Raw genomic sequence first — 17,787 nt, forward strand, 5'->3', positions numbered from 1 at the left:
AACTTTAATAGTGATTCACGGATCATTAAAAAGGATTCGCGAACTCGATCAGCTTTTACTTATTGCCGTGCTTATTTTGCTTAATGAAATTTAATAGTAACTGTATGCGTAGAAAAGCTCGTTCGTGAAGCTGAACATGTATCTACCTACTCTAAAACGATTTATTCATGTGAAATTTTTACATTCCTTGTAGGTTAGAACCCAAAAAAGAGCCTCCGATTTCTCGGAAGCTCTTTGTCTTATCCTTATGGATGAATATATTGTAAACCGGCTGCGCTTAATGTCGCAGTATTTGGTCCAGTTGGTGATGGGAAGCCCATACCGCCTTGAGTAATAGTGATAGTATTGTTTGACGCATTGTATGATTGAACATAGGCAACATGTCCGTATGCTGGATCAGCATTCCATGTTCCAACTGATTGACCTTGTGCGAAGACAACGATCGAACCAGCGGCAGGTGTTCCGTCTACTTGGAATCCGTCAGCAGCAGCTGAGGCACCCCATTGACAACCGTTACCCCAATAAGTTCCAGCCCAAGGTGCAACGTTTTTAACATACCAAGTACATTGACCTACTGCATAAGCATTGCCTGAACCAGTGTGATCTACTTTGCTACCGCCTGTGCTTACAGTAGGAGCAGGTGTTGGTTCTGGTGTTGATGTTTTAGCTGTACTTGATTGCTCAGTTTTTTCAACTGTTGCAGAAGATGACGTTGCGCTTTCTTCACTGGCACTTGATGAAGCTTCAGTTGAAGATGCTGTTGAACTTTCTTCTGTTGCTTTTGCTTGTTCTGCAGCAGCTTTTGCTTGAGATTCTTCGAAGGCTTTTTGGGCTTTCGCCGCTTCTTTCGCTTGGCGTGCTTCTTCAGCTTTTTGAGCTTTGGCCGCTTCTTCTTGTTCCTTCAAGATGCGTGCTTGTTCTGCTTTTGCCGCTTCTTGTTCTTTTTTCAATTTAGACTTATCTTGTTCAGCTGTTGCTTGTTCTGCAGCGTAATTTGCTTTCACAACATTCAATTCAGCTTGTTTGTTTGCAATTTCATTTTTTTGTGCTTCTAATTCTTTTTGGTTTGTTTGAATTTCAGCGACTTTTGTTTCATTGTCTTTAACTTTTGCTTCAACCGCTTTTTCATCGGCTTTTTGTTGTTCCATCAATGAATGGTTCGCCTTCACCATGGTTGACATCGCTTGAACACGACCAATCACATCTGATAATGAATCTGCCTCTAAAACAGCAGAAACATAGCTAGAAGCTTGTCCCTTTACTTGGGTATCACGTGCTTGATTTTTAATGACTTCGTTACGTTTTGCGATACGCACTTTTAAAATGGCGATTTTTTCTTGTAATTTCATTGTATCTTTATTTAATTGATCTTGTTTTGCTTCTAAGTCTTTTACTTTTCCGCTAACTGTTGCAATTTCGTTTGTTAATTCGTCAATTTGTGTTTGAACACCAGATTGTTTTCCTTGTAATTCACTGATCTTTTGATCTTTTTCTTGGATCTGTTGATCGTAATTATCTGCTAGTGCAATATTCGGTACTGCTGATACTGCGATTGTGCATACCAACAATGCTGATAATAAACTCTTTTTCACTAATTATTCCTCCGGCTATTATGTAGATTTAAAATGTTAGATCGCATAACGTCAGAAGTAATTCTACCATAGGGATATATCATGCATATAAAAGAAATGTTACAAATACATTTCAATAATATTTTTTAATTTATTGAATGAATATAAAAACATTGTTATACCGCCTGTTAAACGAGATATCAAGCTAAATCGTCATTCTTCCGTTTTATGCTAATCGTATATATATACTCGAAAAAGTGAAAATAAACTCAAACTAAAAGAATCAATGATTATTTCTAACAGTCTCTCTCATTTATCAAATAAACACCGTTAATCTACTCTGAAAACGTACTAGATTTAAAAACACTAGGCTTAATTCTTTGGTTCTATGGGCTTTTCGTCTAAACTATACTTATATAGATGAAAAAAGGGGGAAATGTTATGCGTTGGCGTGGGGATCGGCAAAGCTCCAATGTGGAGGACCGTTCAGGCGGCGGACGACCAGTCGGGAAAATAGCAACTGGCGGCGGGATCGGTGTCTTTTTGATTGCTGTGATCGTCTTCTTTTTATCGGGCGGAGATTTAAGTACCGTTACTGATACATTAGGCGGCGGGATTACACCAGCAACTTATGAAACAGAAAATGTTTCTTCAAAGGAATATACGGAGCAAAAAGAGTTCGCTGCTGTCGTCTTTGCTCATTTAGAAGACTATTGGAATGGGGAGTTTGAAGAGCTGAATGAATCCTATCAAAATCCAAAGCTCGTCTTGTTTACTGATAGTGTCAATTCGGCCTGCGGACAAGCCAGCTCGCAAGTAGGTCCATTTTATTGTCCGGCAGATCAGAACGTTTACTTAGATCTGAGCTTTGCGGATGAGCTATCTAATAAATACGGAGCAACAGGCGATTATGCTATGGCGTATGTCATTGCCCATGAGGTGGGACACCATGTTCAAAACGAGCTGGGCATCTCCGCTCAATTAGATAAAATTCGCAAACGCGTTTCTGAGACTGAGTACAATAAATACAGTGTTCGCTTAGAGCTGCAAGCCGATTATTTAGCTGGATGCTTTTCGAAATATCTAGCCGGAGAAACCTATGAAGATCAACCGATTTTAGAAGAAGGCGACATTGATGAAGCCATCACCGCAGCCAATGCGATCGGCGACGATACCCTGCAAAAAGAATATCAGGGCTACGTTGTTCCCGACAGCTTTACGCACGGAACTAGTGAGCAGCGCATCAACTGGTTCAAACGCGGATATAAATATGGTGATTTAGATCATGGCGATACCTTTAATGAAAAAAATCTCGATTTATCGACTGCAGCTAAGAAAACCTCAGGAGAAAACCGCTCCTGAGGACTTTTTGTTTAGATAAATCATTTTATTGTCGATCACTGATTCTAAATTCGTATCCAAGTACGTTCTTATAGTATTCTGGATACATCTCTCCACCACATTTTTCGCAATCAAATTGCGGAGCGTTCTCAGGATCAAATGCAACATCTCCTGCATCCAAAAATTGAACTACTTCCTTTGGAATTTTTTCCTTTATCCCACATTCAAGACAAATGTAATGAACCACTCCATTGGAATCGAAGTTTTTTAAAAGCTGCTTCTTTTTCTTTTTCATACTTACGTTTCGATGCTTCTTCCCCAATTTTTTTATTCTCCTCTCGCATGAATCGTTCCGATTCTTTATTCTTCGCATATTTCACTACAAGTCGTCCATTTTTAGACACACTAACTCCACTAAATTCATAATATTCGCCACATCTAGTACATTCCAATGGATTTACTCCGAATTCTTCGGCTATTCGTTCATACCATGATTTTGGTTTAAGTGCTTTCTTCACATTCACAAGCATTCGTTGAATCTCTTTCTGGTAATTACTTAATACTTTTTTCATGATTGTCTTGATCCGCCCACTATAAATGCCGTATCTACGAATTGTTTTGAACTGGTTCTCTGGAATATGACGAATCAGTGCACCAATAAATTCCTCTGCCGACATCGACTTTATCTTATCCGTGTTAGTTCGTTTATCATGATATTGAAACATCACTATTTTCCCATCGTACAAAAGGATACGATTTAAAGCAATGGGACCACGTTTCATATAACGACTGATATATTCTAATATCTTTTTGAGAGAAGTTCGGCTCCTTTTGGGTGCATGCACGTAAAAACCCTCTGCATTTTTCGTGTACGCCGCTTGTAAAAGCGGCTGGACTCGTGCCTTATCCCATTGGGATAAGGTTCTTCGAATGAGCTTTAGGACCGCATTCTGCCAATATTTCCTCAACATTGCGAACGGAAAATAGTCATAGTCCTTCCATTTTCCATCCTTCGTCAGTCCACCCATGGTGACGACTAAATGAACATGCGGATTGTATTCTAGCTGAGAACCGAAGGTGTGGAGTGTTGCCACAACCCCAGCTTGTATATGGTGCTTTCTAAAAAAATCTAATAGTATCCGTGCAGCTTCATCCATTAATCCTTTTAAAAGCTCCTTACGATACTTCTCCTTCAGAAAAATCTCACGTAAACCTTCATCGATCGTGAAGATGACGTGTCGATGCGTCACTGTAAACAGATCATTCGCCGCAACCTCTGCCCACCGTTGACTTTCCCCAGTTGCACAAGTTGGACAAAATTTCCCTTTACAACGAAAAGCCACTTTCTTTACATCATGGCATCCTTCACAGACAAATAGACGATAACCTTTTTTAAGGTCACCACAATCGCGAAACTTCTTCACTTCTCTTTTCACAACGGATCGAATCCTTCTCGTGTACCTTTGATTGAATTTCTCCCAGTTTTGATATTCATCAAAGAAAATAGCGTGTAAAATATTGGGTTTCATATCTCCAGTTTAATAGGAAAAAGACCAGATGAAAAGCGGTCAAAAGATTGATGTATCAATCCTTTGACCGCTTAAAATGTTATACTTCCTTTAATGTCTAAAAAACCGTAAACTTGAGCTATGGCCCAAGTTTACGGTTTTTTCCTTTTTTACATTTTTTTGTTTGTGAAATAGGAATCTCTAAACAGAAATCTTCTATATAATAATTAAATCTGTCTTTTCCGATAGAAATACAACGCGCCTGCCAGAACAACTATTACGAGTCCGATATAAGGTAGAATCTTCAACACTTGTTCGCCAGTTTGCGGCAGACTGCCTCCAGAATCATAACTGCCCCCGTCATAGGATGTACCGATACTACTATTACTAATGGTGTCGCCTTTTGTCTTAGGCAGCTCAGGATTGGTCTTCTTAATCGTCACTGTTTGCGCTTCATCGTTGATATCTTCATGAGCACCGATCAAATTTCCCTTCGCATCAAATAGTTTTTCAAACGCCACTAATGTTAGGTCATTCGATAACAGACTACGACGGAAAGTAAAGCTCATCTCTACAGTACCTGTACCTGTGTCACTAGCTACAAATGTCGCTTGGCTTTCTACATCACGACCCATGATTGTGAACGGTGCATTTGCGTCCTTCATCATCAATTTTCCACGAACAGTATAACTTTCACCTGGAATCAGATTTTCGTAAAATACGATATCTTTGATTACGACGTCTTCGTCACTTTCTTGACTGATTTCAGCCGCTTGTGTTCCAACTTTTGGATAGTGAACCGATTGATCGTTATCTTCAATATCCGTATGAGCGGCTACTTCTTTATCTTCTTGATACAACGTCTCGAAGACTACCACTGTTTTACCAGCTAAATCGCCCTTCGTAATCTTGAATTCCAGTTCGATCGTCCCATCACGTTTCATTGCGGTGAAGGTCTTCTCAGCATGAACTTCATTACCATCACGAGTGATGAACGGTTTATTGGTCTCTTTGTCCATTAACACTCCTTTGACCGTGTATTCTTTCCCTACGATCAAATTCTTGTAGTTGACTTCATCGACGACTGTGACTTCTTCATCCGCAAAGCCTTCATTGGTCCCTGTTTCTTTATCTTTAGCTTTCGTTGAAACTTGTGGTTGACGAACTGTCTGATCCTCATCTTCAAGGTCTTCATGTAATCCAACCAGTTTGCCTTCAACATTGAATAGTTTCTCAAAGACCACGAGTACCGTTTCTTCCGTAAGGTAACTGCGATCAAACTGGAAGGCTACTTCGACAGTGCCGCTGCCAGATTCAGAAGCGATAAAGGTTGCTTTGCCTGTTACCTCTTTATCTCCCGCTTTAAAAGCTTTTCCAGTGGCTTTATCCATCAAGGTACCAGTCACCGTGTATTCCTTGCCAGGAACTAAGTTTTCATAGGAAACGATATCCTTGATGATTACTTCTTTATCAGTCGATCCAGTTGTTTCAGAAGCTTTCGTGCCAACTTTTGGATAAGTCACTGTTTGTGCCTCATCTTCAATGTCTGTATGGACAGCTACTTCTTTTTCATCATGATACAGTTTTTCGAAGACAACGACTGTCTTACCAGCTAAGTCGCCTCGCTTAATATAAAATTCTAGATTGATCGTACCATCAGATTTCTCTGCTTTAAAGGTTTTCTCAGCATGGACTTCATCACCTTCGCGCGTCAAGAATGGTTTGCCGGTTGCTTTATCCATTAAGACTCCTTTGACGGTGTAATTCTTGCCGACAATTAGATGTTTATAAGACACTCGGTCCACGATCGTTACTCGTTCATTCGCTAATCCTTCATCCATTTCTGTGTCTTTATCAATGGCATCTGTTTTCACTTCGATTTCTGGTTTGACTTCGACGGTTTGATCTTTATCTTCGAGATCCTCGTGAAGTCCAACCAATTTGCCTTCAACATTGTACAGTTTTTCGAAGACAACTAAGTTTTTCGGATCTTCTATGGCTTTGCGGTCAAAGATAAATTCGACTTCTACTGTACCAGTCCCTTTTTTATTCGCAGTAAAGGTTGCTTCACCGGTTACTTCCTTGTCATCAACTTTGAAGGCTTCACCAGTAGCTTTATCCATTAAGACACCAGTTACCTTATATTCCTTGCCAGGAACAAGATTATCGTAAGAGACAATATCTTTTAAGACAACAGTATCGCCATGGATGCTAGATTCAGAGGCTTTTGTTCCGACTTCTGGATAATTAACGGATTGCTCTTTGTCATTGATATCTGTATGAGCGCCTACTTCTTTATCTTCCACATACAATGTTTCAAAGACAACCACTGTTTTACCCGCTAGATCGCCTTTAGTCACAGTGAACGTTAACTCAATGGTGCCATTTTGTTTCTCTGCAACAAAATCACGTTCCGCATGAACTTCTTTGCCGTCTTTGGTCAAGAATGGCTTGCCAGTTGCTTTATCCATCAAGACACCTTTGACAGTGTACTCTTGTCCAATATTTAAATTCTTATAAGAAACTGTATCGATGATTTTCACTTCTTCTTTAGCAAGACCTTCATTCATCTCGGTTTCTTCATCTTTTGCGGTGGTTTTGATTTCGACCTCTGGTTTAATTTCAACCGTCTGGTCTTCGTCATCAATGTCTTCGTGGGTGCCGACCAGCTTACCGGTCGAACCATACACGCGTTCAAACACCACTAATTCCTTATTGTCTTTTAACGCCTTTCGATCAAAGGTAAACGTCACTTTGACCGTGCCATTGCCTGTATCAGAGGCGTTAAAGGTTGCAGAACCAGTCACTTCCTTCTTATCGACTAAGAAAGCATTCCCCGTCTCTTTGTCCATCAAGATACCTTCGACTTTGTATTGTTTTCCAGGAATCAAGTTCTCATAGGAAACAATATCCTCGATAACTACCTTATCCCCGTGTATACTTGACTCAGCGGCTTTCGTACCGACATTAGGATAGTAAACGGTTTGGTCATCGTCTTCTATGTCAGTATGGGAGCCTACTTCTTTGTCTTTGTTATACAGTTTTTCAAAGACAACAATTGTCTTTCCTACAAGATCACCTTTAGTGATGGTAAATGTCAGTTCAATACTACCATTTGCTTTTTCTGCAGTGAATTTCTTCTCCGCATGAACTTCGTTGCCGTCCTTGGTTAAGAATGGTAAGCCTGTTTCCTTATCCATCAAGGTCCCTTTAACCGTATATTCACGACCGATAATCAAATTCTTATAAGTTACTTTATCAACAATCGTTACTTCATCTGCCGCATTTCCTTCATTTGTACCTGTATCGCCATCTTTAGCGTTGGTTTCTAATTCAGGATAATTGACTGTTTGATCTTCATCAGTGATGTCTTCGTGGACGGCGACTTCTTTCTCACCTTCGTAGAGTTTTTCATAGACCACGACAGTTTTTCCGCGCATATCTGTTTTCTTCACGACAAAGGCTAATTCGATTGTGCCGTTTTCTTTTTCGGCTTTGAATGTTTCTTCAGCGGTCACTTTCTTGCCATCGGAATCAACAAAAGCCTGTCCCGTTGATTTATCCATCAGCACACCTTTGACTGTGTACTCACGACCGATAACTAAATCTTTGTAAGAAACGGTATCGATGATTGTGATTTCGTCTTTCGGTTGACTATTTTCATCTACCGCATTTCCTTCATTAATATCTGAATCTTTGTCTTTTGCACTTGTTCCGATTTCAATTTTAGGACGGACAATCACATTTTCTGTTTCTTCACCTTTTTTACCTGTGTGAACTAAGTTGCCTTTGTCGTCATAAAGCTTTTCAACATATCCGTAAGAACCGACTTCTTTTGGTGTAAACGTTCCTGTCTTGTACTCACCTGAGGCGCTGACCTTGATCTTTTCAGAAGTCCAAACGATATCTTTATCGGTTGCCTTATCAGCATTCGCGAAATCATTGACTTTATCAGAGAATTTATACAGGTCAACAATGACGTAATACCCATCAGGTACGGTTGTTTCAAGGATGACAGTATCATAAATTGATTCGCCTAAATAGGTATCATTGCTTGAGGCTTTTGTATGGATATTTACCTTGTGAACATTAAAGACTTCACCCGGGTCACCATGTTTTCCTTCATAGATCACTTTATTGGTTTTTGTATCAACAACCTTAGCTACCCAGCCATACGTTCCTTGATCCGTGATGCGAACATCTTCTAAGCCGTAACCTTTCGCATTTGATTTGTATTCACCATATTTCTTAATCGGCATCCCTTTAGACGATTTTGTGATTTCTTTAGGATTTGAATAATCGAAATCATTGGCTTTGTCACTGTATTTGTACAGTGTAAAAGTGACTTCTGCATCATCACTAGACAATGCTTTATTGACATGCAAACTATCATAGACAGGAATGTTCGAGAAGACATTCTCTTCATTTACTTGTGTGTAAAATTCTTCTTCACTGCCAGATGGCACATGGACTGTTTCAGACGGAATACCATAGTCGGTTTGGAACTTCGCTAGACGTCCAGAGTCTGATCCGCCAGTTACAACGATCGTATACCAACCGGCCTTGTCGAAGGCTTTGAATTCAGTTGTACGTAATTCACCAGAAATCAATGGTGCCTTTACGACATCAAAAACTTCTGCCCCAGCAGGGATTTGATCATCGCGGATTGGTTTTGTCGGGCTATAGTACATCGTGAAGGTCGCAGTCAGATCTTCTTTCGAATCTGCGCCGGTTCCCCAACCATCGGGTAGATTGTAATCGCCATTTTTATCTGGATCGCGATCCTTCCCAATCAGCTCAGGATTTTTATTGCCCCATTTATCTGTGTCGCCTTTACCGTCGATTGGTAATCCCCACATCCCAGGAAGATCCAACACTTTGATCGTGTCATAGATTTGAGCGCCCACGGTACCAGAGGCATCAGAAACAGTTGTTTCAACATTTGGCTCCCATGGAACCACGACGTATTCATCCGCGCTACCAAAATTTGAATGCCACTCTTCTGTGTAGGTAGTAGACTCAATTTCTTCAACCCAGACATACCAGCCTTTTTCAGTAACCTCAATCTCAGGTGTAGTAAATGTGCCATTCCCATTGATTGTTGTTGAAACAGTCCCCGCGACTTTTGAACCAGCTGGTACTGTCGTACTGCCGCCATCGTGTTGATTTGGACTTTGATTGAAGTCTGGTTTGGTTAGATAAGGTCCGTACAAGGTACTCTTAACAACCAATTGATGCCCATCCTTATTGCCAGAAACCGTTAATTTATCGGCTACTTTTCCGCCTTTCGGTGACAATTGAGCAACCGTTGTTTCAGTTTTTACTTTTGGTTTCCATGGGGTTTTCGTCTGTTCATCTTGCTCATTAAATTTCGCTTGGAAACCATTGTAATAATAATCTGGATACTCTTGTTCCCCCACAACCAACTTCAAAACTGGATAATAGAAGCCTGGTTTTGTTGAGGTTAAATGTGAATTTACTGTATAGTTACCTTCACCTGTAATCGTCTTTTCATCGCGTCCTAAATATTCGACGTTTCCAGGAAGACTGTTGACATCAATCTGTGTCGTACCAAAATCTTCTTCTGAATAAAACCAGTCAACCACTAATTTCGCGGGAACTTTATCATTTGTACCAAGAATATTTGGCCAAGTCATGTCTGGGTCCTGCAAGGTGATATTCAGATCATCAGTCAGTTGTTCGCCGACTTTTGCCTTTTGTTTCGCTTTAGTTGTTCCTTTAATCGCAAAACGCTGGCTAACTTTAGTTTTTTCATTCGTTTCATTGAATTGAGCTTGGAAGCCTTCTTTCAGATACTTCTGAACATTAGCCGTTTGTTTGCTCTTGTCGATTTTCAATACAGGGTAATAGTACCCTTGTTTATCAGCATCAATACTGTCTAGTCGATAATCGCCAGGCCCAGTGATCGTCATTTCTTTTGTATCAATCTTTTGAACACCGCTCGGCAAATTAGTGACATCGTACTTAGTCGTGCCGAAATCTTGCGTCGAATAATACCAGTCGATCTCCACTTTTACCGGAACGTTATTACCGTTCTCGACTGCCCAACGACCTTCAGTCACTTGAATGTTGAAATTGTCATGTAATTGTTCGCCGACTTCTAATTCAGTTGGTGCTTGAGTCGTTCCACCGAGTTTAAATTCTTCGTCTTCAAGCTTTAATTTATCATTGACATTTAAATTTGCTTGTAGCGGCACATATGCTCCTAACATGTTTTGGCTATCGCTCCAATTGTAACGAATCAATTGGTTCCCCGGTAAATTGCGAATAGTTGCTGTAATTTCTAAATCTTGTCCGGCCGGCCCCTGCACCATTGTATAACCATCTAAATCAGAAGCTTTATTGATAGTAACAGAGGGACTTGTTGTCGATTCGCCATCTTTCCTGATTTGACCGCCTGCAGGCATAGTTACGGTAATATTACTACCATACCATTGACTAACATCCGTTCCGCTTGCAGAGCGAATAATCAATTTCGCCTTTGCTGTCTTCGTCCCAGCTACTTGCGTCATCTTGATTTCAGCTTTATATGGCCCTGCATACTTTTGAGCATCAGCATAATGCTTGCTATAGCTGGCAAGTACTTTTTGTAGATCTGCATCATTGCTGAAAGCAGCTACACTATTTTTAAATTTTTGTGCAGTCGTCGCGTTTGGTCCGCCTGTCTCTAGGACTGTATGGACATAATAAGAAACGGTCGCATGGTTGATGTGCCGATTCCCCGCTCCACCATAATCTTTATTGACTAGCTCATTCATTAAATAAGCACCAATCGGGTCAGTAATAGTTTGCTTCTGAGCAGAACTAAAACTAACTGGGTTAACCATTTTTCCATTCTCCGTACAGAACATATACGATGCTCCGTTTGGTTCTAATCCACCAGTTGAATAAGAGACTGTTCTAAAGCGATTTGCATTGTTAGTCCCTCCAAATAAATAACCATAGGCATTCTGGCCAAATCCAGTTCCCCCACCAGCGGTTGAACCAGCTTCTGCATCCAGCGTCATAAAATTCCCGACACCCACTGAAGAAGCCACCATAAAAATTGTTGCTGCGACTCGAGTCATTTTCCCAAGAATCTTACCAATCCTTGTCTTCATTTTCTTGCACTCCCTTTCCTTTTCGCTCCTTTTTATCACTCTTTTGCTTCATTCCCCGTTAAGCGTCACCTCCTCCCTGGTAACTTACTTAAACCCTACTGTATGACCATTATTTCTTGCTTTATACCGAGATCATTTTCAAAATGATCAAAAAACTCTTTATTTAATCGATAGCCTTTTCCCCAGAGTGTTTGAATCGCTACATGACCAAATTCATTCTCTAGTTTTTCATTTACTTTAGAGACAACTTTTGACAGGCTTGCCAAAACTGAAGCATTCGGTTCTTTCCCCCAAATCTGACGACTAAGCTCCTCTCTGGAGACGATACGATCACCGGCTTGAATTAAATAGTAGACAATCTCTTTTTGCTTTAGCTTTAAGGTCAAATCAGATAATTTTTGTTTGACACTAAGTTGCTGATCCTGTTCTTTCTTTTGAATTGCCAAGCGGGATATTTCCACAATCTGTAAAGTATCTCTAAGATTCTCCAAATTTGAATTCACAGGAATCAAGGCATCATAATTGGACTTCACTCTTTCATCACAATCAACATCAATCACACGACGAAAAAGTTTAAATCGGCCGTTAGGCAACTCCTTTATCAAATCCTCAATTTCTTTTTCAAACAATGTTTCACTGAAAATAATCCCTTCAAATTGTGTTAAAAATTGTTTATTAAACGTTTCTATCCTAATCATTTCAAGCAGCTTGCTCGAGCAGTAAACCTCATTTCCTAGTTGTTTCAATTGATTCTCGAAATTTTCTTCATATAAAGGAACTTTGGTTAAAACTAATAATTGCATTATTATCGCCTTCTCTTCATTGAATTTTTGTTCAAGCATAATTCTTTCTAAATATAAGGATTCAAAAAATTAAATAATTATAAAAAATAAGAATATATCAATAAAATTATTATAGTGTATAGTTAATTTTAAATCAAATGTTATTTATATAGAAATTTATACCGTTATATAATAACTACAATTATTAATTTGCCGTAAAAATTACGATACAATTAAAAAGAGAAATAAATTTTTTTATCAATAAAATACAGTATATTAAAAAGATATAGCAGAAAAGTCCTTCTTCGTAATAAAAAGCTACCGCCTTCCTTAAGATAAATTTTCAATTTTATCAATCGAAAAGATTTTAATACTGAGTCTATTTCCATTTACATGAGACACAAAAAAGGCATTCTTTTTAGAACGCCTTTTCCTACAATCATTATTCATTTATTACCTATCAGAAGAGCCTTCGCCGTACACCTAGCACACGAACGATATTTTCAACCGTTCGTTCCAAATTTATTTCGCCTAAAGCCAAAGCCTCTTCCAGTGGGCCAGCTTTAGCTAAAATGCCAAAAATCGCCGTGATCCCTTCCTTATACAGCGCATCGACTTGCTCGCCGATAAAACCAGCACAAGCAAAAACTGGTTTATTGTATTTCTTCGCGATTTTTGCCACGCCATAGGGAGTCTTGCCAAATTTTGTTTGAAAATCCATTCCGCCCTCACCGGTAAACACGTAATCAGCATGTGCAATCTTTCCCTCTAGGTCGGTCAATTCAATGACTAAATCAATGCCAGAATGCATCTTCGCTCCTGTAAAAACTAAAAGTCCTGCGCCTAATCCACCAGCGGCTCCAGCACCAGGTTGTTCTTTTATCTTTATCTCTAAATCTCTTTCAATGACCGCCGCATAGTGAGCCAGCGCCTGATCCAACTCTTCAACCATCAATGGTGTGGCGCCCTTTTGCGGACCGAAAACAACCGAAGCCCCCTTTGGACCTATCAATGGATTGATCACGTCGCTGGCAATAATGATCTCCGTATCCTTAATCCTAGGATCAAGCTTAGTTGTATCGATCTTAGCTAATGCTTTTAATGCTGCGCCGCCCAGCGGTAATTCATGGTTGTCTTCATCTAAGAAACGAGCGCCCAACGCCTGTGCCATTCCTGCACCGCCATCATTTGTCGCGCTACCGCCGATACCGATAATAATTTTCTCAACGCCTTGATCCAACGCTGCTTTGATCATTTCTCCGGTACCATAAGTTGATGTAAGCAAAGGAATTCTTTTTTCTTTTGCCAATTGTTCGATACCGTTCGCTTTAGCCATTTCTATTACAGCTGTTTTTTTATCACCCAATAGGCCATAATAGGTCAAAACTTTTTCCGGCGGTAGCGGACCAGAAACGGTCACTTCTATTCTTGCGCCCTTGCTGCTGTCAACTAACGCATCAACCGTCCCTTCTCCTCCATCTGCCATTGGAACCTGAATGACTTCGGCCTCGGGAAACACATTGCGAATTCCTCGTTCCATCGCGTTACAGGCTTTTTTTGCAGTCATACTTTCTTTAAAAGAGTCTGGAGCCAAGACAAATGTTTTCTTCATGATAGTTCCTCCTCATAGTGATTCCTGAGCATCCTTCTAAAAAATGGTTGTACTTATCAATATTCAAATTTTCTATGGCGAACGTTAGAAAACTTGAATTTATAGTTTTCTACTTTCCTATATTAATAGCCTCTATTGAAATTGGTTTGACTAATGCTTTAACAGTTTGCTTATCAGACACAGCAGACGATCTTATCTTCCTTCGTAATTTGAATACTATCATGCCCTAAGTGTTCTTGAATACCAAGAGATCAAATATTTTTCGCTAAGCACAGCTACATGTCAAAAATTCCCAATCATATTTTGACATGATCTCTGCTTCCGCGATTCATCACTTTTTTCATCTTTTGAATATTTTCCCACTGCTCTGTTTGCTTAGATCATGCTCTCACTAACATCAGCCATTTCGTCCTTCAATTTTCTTGCATAGAATTTGAAACAACAAACCATTAAAAACTCAAAACATACCGTATACGATTGAAATTGAACCATTCGCGGTATAAGTCTTAACAAATCATCTTCAACTCACTATTATTATTCTTAAAAAGGGGAGAAAAAAATGCGGACGTCGATTTTTTTAGAAACAAAAAAAGGGCCAGTGGTTATCCAAGCGACTGAATTGCTATATATCACTGTAGATCCTGCAAAAAACCATACGTTATGCTTTGTTACTAAAGAAGAGAAGCATTATGCTTCAGGCGACTTAAACGACTTCGAAGATACAAGTCAAAGCTGGCTATTTCGGTGTCATCGCTCCTTTATCGTTAACCTGTATATGATCCGAGAGATTAACAAATACGATCGAAACATTTACTTTTTAGAAGATCATTCTAACAATAGTTGTCCCTTTTCCAGAAGAAAATATGCTCCATTAAAAGACTCTCTTAAAGATTTTTTATTAGCCGAACAAGAAGTATAATTGATCATGTAGGAGTAATTTAGCCTATTCACGTTTTTTCGTTGTAGTCATTAAGCAAATACTTTACAATCGAAAAGTAACACAAAGTTACTCAAAAGAGGTGAGACAATGACACATACCTTCACGTTTTTCTTATTAAATAAGATCCAAGCAAAGAAGTATATGACAGAAGATGAATATGAAAATGTCGCCTATTCTCTGGAAATTTTTTTGATTAATATCTTCAAAACTGTCCAGGTTTATGTAATCGCTTATCTTTTAGGGGTTCTATTTGAAACATTTATCATGAACCTGCCCTACGTTCTTTTGAGGTGGCACGCTGGGGGTTGGCACGCGAAGTCAACCATTAATTGCTCTATTTTTGGTATCACAACATTTGTTGGCATTCCATTTATACTTCAAAAAATGGATTTTAGCTTATCTTTCTTTTGGATGACGATTCTTTCCCTCGTGATCCTATGCTGCGTCTTATTATACGCCCCAGCGGATACTGAAAAAAATCCCTTGGTTAGTGTAAGTGAACGTAAAAGAAAACGAGTATTTTCTTTCTTAAGTGCTTTGTTAGCTATCTTCATAGCTGTATTTTTTGTAAATAACGAAATAGGAACATTAATGATCACCGGGTTATTTGTGGAAATCATCATGATTCATCCACTGTTTTATAAATTAAATAAAAGGAGCTATAAAAATTATGAAAACTATCAAGTACAACCGTAATCAACTGAAAAAGAACATTTCAAAAACTCTTGTCACTGCTTCTACTACTCTATTAGGCGGACCTTGTATCATGTGGGGATATGAACCAAAAAATCCAAAACTAAAAAACTTAAAAATGAAAAAATAGAATGGGAATCCTTACGTTATTCCTATTAACTTCTATAGAAAATTTTTCTCAGTTATTTATCTATTCTAAGTTAATAAACAAAAAGATTCCTATCAGAGTAATGATTATTCTTCCCGTAATTTCGATTCTAGTTTATCTAATCTTTAGTTACGGGATTTTTGTAGCAATTATGATTTATTTTTTGTTTATTGGAAAAAAGTTAAACAAAGACTGTAATATTAATTTAATCTGGTTTTTCGGTATATACACAATATTCTCTTATGTTGTTTTTGCTTATTTCATGAACTCGTCAATTAGTTTTATTATTGGAGAAAAACTTTTTGATCAATACATGTACCTAGTAAACATTGCCGTCTCGCCCATTTTTTCAATAGTATGCAATCTCGTTTTATTGCGATTGATTAAACCTAGCATCTCCCTTTTAGAGAAGTTTCAGGATAGTTGGAATCAAGTTTTTCTATTATTTATAAATGTTTTACTAACTCTATGTTGTATCATTCAGTTCGGGAATTATTGGATAGAAAAGTATATTTTAAAAGACGAAAACCCCATTCGAAAATATCTGATCGCTATATTCATCCTAGTCATCGTCCTATTGGTAATCTATTTGAACATCAAAACTCGTCAGCTGGACAAACAGCGCATCCAACAACTAAAAGACAATCAGTTGGCTGATTTGACCTCTTATGTTCAGCAAATCGAAGCAATGTATAGTGAGCTTAGAAGTTTTCGTCACGATTATCATAATGTGCTGATCAGCTTGAATCAGAGTATCAAAACAAAGGATTTGTCTGTGATTGAAGATACGTATGCCCGGATATTGGAAACGGAAGGAATCGTTTTAGAAGATGACCACTATGCCTTAGGGAAATTGAACAATCTGAAGACTTTACCGATAAAAGGGATATTTTCCACCCACATTATTCAAGCGTGGCAGAAAAATATCCCTGTTCATTTAGAAATTGAAGATATTATTCAAGATGAACCGATTGAGGTTTTAGATTATGTGCGCATCACTTCCATTTTATTAGATAATGCGATTGAAGCTGCTGAGGACGCTGAAAATCCTTTTGTAACGATTGTCTTTTTGAAAAATAAAAAGGAAAAAGAGATACAACTTACTATTGAAAATTCCTGTTCTGATGAACCAATTGATATCGTAAGAATCTTCGATAAAGATTTTTCAACTAAAGGGAAAAATCGTGGTCTAGGTTTAGCCACGATCCAAACAATTCTTCAAAACTATACAAATCTTTCATTGCAGACAGAATATCAGGATGGTGTATTTCGACAAATTTTGATGATCAAGGAGGAAATCCCACGATGAACATTTTTTTATTAGAGGACGATATCATGCATCAGCAACGTTTAGAGCTAGTCATTCGCGAAATCCTTTTAGAAAAACGTTGGCCAGCGAAATCAATCGTTACCACTGCAAGACCAGAAACTCTACTAAAAAAAGTTCAAGAAACCGTTGATCAAAACATCTACTTTCTCGATATAGAAATCAATGGAGAAAAGAAAAAGGGGTTAGAAATCGCTAGTCAGATTCGGACTATGGACCCTTATGGAGTGATCGTCTTTATTACCACTCATTCAGAATTTGCGCCAATTACTTATGCTTATAAGGTTTCTGCTTTTGATTTTATTGCTAAAGACAGTCCCATTGATACTATCAAACAGCATTTAGTTGACTGTTTTGAGAACCTTTTAAATAACCGAGCTAGTGAAAAAAAAGAAGAAACGTTCTTTTTTAGCAATCAGCACAGCAATTTCCAAGTCCCCTTCTCTGACATTCTTTATTTTGAAACAACTGAGATTTCTCATAAACTGCGGCTTATTTGCAAATCTCGTTTAGTCAATTTTTATGCGACACTTGGTGAAATCGAAAGTTTGGATGAACGTTTCTTTAAGGTCCACCGCTCTTTCGTCGTCAACTTAGAAAATATTGCACAGATTGATCGATCAGAAGGTGTAGTTTATTTTGATCAAAATCATTCCTGTTTAATCTCTCGCAGAAAAATTAGACCCGCCCTGGAGAAAATGAATGCTATAAATCAGATTTTTCAAAAAAAATAACCTAAAAAAG

General features: G+C 38.6%; 11 protein-coding genes. 5 read left to right on the forward strand and 6 right to left on the reverse strand.

Going from position 1 to position 17,787, the window contains the following annotated elements:
- Positions 1–245 precede the first annotated feature (245 nt).
- A complete protein-coding gene (locus tag IGI52_RS11325) occupies positions 246–1,592 on the reverse strand; it encodes a CHAP domain-containing protein (RefSeq protein ID WP_016179648.1) in 1,347 nt (448 codons plus the stop codon).
- Between the two features lie 420 nt (positions 1,593–2,012).
- Between IGI52_RS11325 and ypfJ the strand changes: the two genes are divergently transcribed.
- Positions 2,013–2,933, forward strand: a complete 921-nt coding sequence (gene ypfJ, locus IGI52_RS11330; protein WP_438781334.1) for a KPN_02809 family neutral zinc metallopeptidase — start codon at positions 2,013–2,015, stop codon at positions 2,931–2,933.
- Between the two features lie 25 nt (positions 2,934–2,958).
- Here ypfJ and IGI52_RS11335 read toward each other — a convergent pair whose 3' ends face one another.
- The 5 genes from IGI52_RS11335 to IGI52_RS11355 all read right to left on the reverse strand — a co-directional run bounded on the left by IGI52_RS11335 (position 2,959) and on the right by IGI52_RS11355 (position 13,935).
- Positions 2,959–3,093, reverse strand: coding sequence for a hypothetical protein (locus tag IGI52_RS11335; protein ID WP_002302374.1), 135 nt, complete (start codon positions 3,091–3,093; stop codon positions 2,959–2,961).
- 43 nt (positions 3,094–3,136) lie between these two features.
- Complete coding sequence (locus tag IGI52_RS11340; RefSeq protein WP_438781336.1) at positions 3,137–4,441, reverse strand: IS91 family transposase; 1,305 nt, start codon at positions 4,439–4,441, stop codon at positions 3,137–3,139.
- 206 nt (positions 4,442–4,647) lie between these two features.
- Positions 4,648–11,541 carry a VaFE repeat-containing surface-anchored protein gene (locus tag IGI52_RS11345; RefSeq protein ID WP_438781337.1) on the reverse strand — a complete coding sequence of 2,298 codons (6,894 nt, stop codon included), beginning with the start codon at positions 11,539–11,541 and terminating at the stop codon, positions 4,648–4,650.
- A 95-nt stretch (positions 11,542–11,636) separates the two neighbouring features.
- Positions 11,637–12,344, reverse strand: a complete 708-nt coding sequence (locus IGI52_RS11350) for a helix-turn-helix domain-containing protein (RefSeq protein WP_049220891.1) — start codon at positions 12,342–12,344, stop codon at positions 11,637–11,639.
- A gap of 439 nt (positions 12,345–12,783) precedes the next feature.
- Positions 12,784–13,935, reverse strand: coding sequence for a glycerate kinase (locus IGI52_RS11355; RefSeq protein WP_438781338.1), 1,152 nt, complete (start codon positions 13,933–13,935; stop codon positions 12,784–12,786).
- Between the two features lie 559 nt (positions 13,936–14,494).
- On the opposite strand from IGI52_RS11355, the gene IGI52_RS11360 reads away from it, so the two are divergent.
- The 4 genes from IGI52_RS11360 to IGI52_RS11375 all read left to right on the forward strand — a co-directional run bounded on the left by IGI52_RS11360 (position 14,495) and on the right by IGI52_RS11375 (position 17,777).
- Complete coding sequence (locus IGI52_RS11360; protein ID WP_438781339.1) at positions 14,495–14,854, forward strand: LytTR family DNA-binding domain-containing protein; 360 nt, start codon at positions 14,495–14,497, stop codon at positions 14,852–14,854.
- Positions 14,855–14,962: 108 nt separating this feature from the next.
- The gene (locus tag IGI52_RS11365) at positions 14,963–15,571 is read left to right on the forward strand and encodes an accessory gene regulator AgrB (protein ID WP_311893106.1); all 609 of its coding nucleotides are present in this window, start codon (positions 14,963–14,965) and stop codon (positions 15,569–15,571) included.
- A 734-nt stretch (positions 15,572–16,305) separates the two neighbouring features.
- Positions 16,306–17,025: an ATP-binding protein gene (locus IGI52_RS11370; RefSeq protein WP_225844221.1), complete on the forward strand. Its 720-nt coding sequence runs from the start codon at positions 16,306–16,308 to the stop codon at positions 17,023–17,025.
- Complete coding sequence (locus IGI52_RS11375) at positions 17,022–17,777, forward strand: response regulator transcription factor (protein ID WP_049220898.1); 756 nt, start codon at positions 17,022–17,024, stop codon at positions 17,775–17,777. Before IGI52_RS11370 ends, IGI52_RS11375 begins: the two co-directional genes overlap by 4 nt.
- The last annotated feature ends 10 nt before the right edge of the window (positions 17,778–17,787 follow it).

This window comes from Enterococcus sp. DIV0187, assembly GCF_051713785.1.
GTDB lineage: Bacteria > Bacillota > Bacilli > Lactobacillales > Enterococcaceae > Enterococcus_A > Enterococcus_A avium.

Bases quoted from the DNA above. Each gene is read 5' to 3' on its own strand.
- ypfJ (WP_438781334.1), top strand. From the start codon at position 2,013: ATGCGTTGGCGTGGGGATCGGCAAAGCTCCAATGTGGAGGACCGTTCA.
- IGI52_RS11340 (WP_438781336.1), bottom strand. From the start codon at position 4,441: ATGAAACCCAATATTTTACACGCTATTTTCTTTGATGAATATCAAAAC.
- IGI52_RS11345 (WP_438781337.1), bottom strand. From the start codon at position 11,541: ATGAAGACAAGGATTGGTAAGATTCTTGGGAAAATGACTCGAGTCGCA.
- IGI52_RS11350 (WP_049220891.1), bottom strand. From the start codon at position 12,344: ATGCAATTATTAGTTTTAACCAAAGTTCCTTTATATGAAGAAAATTTC.
- IGI52_RS11355 (WP_438781338.1), bottom strand. From the start codon at position 13,935: ATGAAGAAAACATTTGTCTTGGCTCCAGACTCTTTTAAAGAAAGTATG.
- IGI52_RS11360 (WP_438781339.1), top strand. From the start codon at position 14,495: ATGCGGACGTCGATTTTTTTAGAAACAAAAAAAGGGCCAGTGGTTATC.
- IGI52_RS11365 (WP_311893106.1), top strand. From the start codon at position 14,963: ATGACACATACCTTCACGTTTTTCTTATTAAATAAGATCCAAGCAAAG.
- IGI52_RS11375 (WP_049220898.1), top strand. From the start codon at position 17,022: ATGAACATTTTTTTATTAGAGGACGATATCATGCATCAGCAACGTTTA.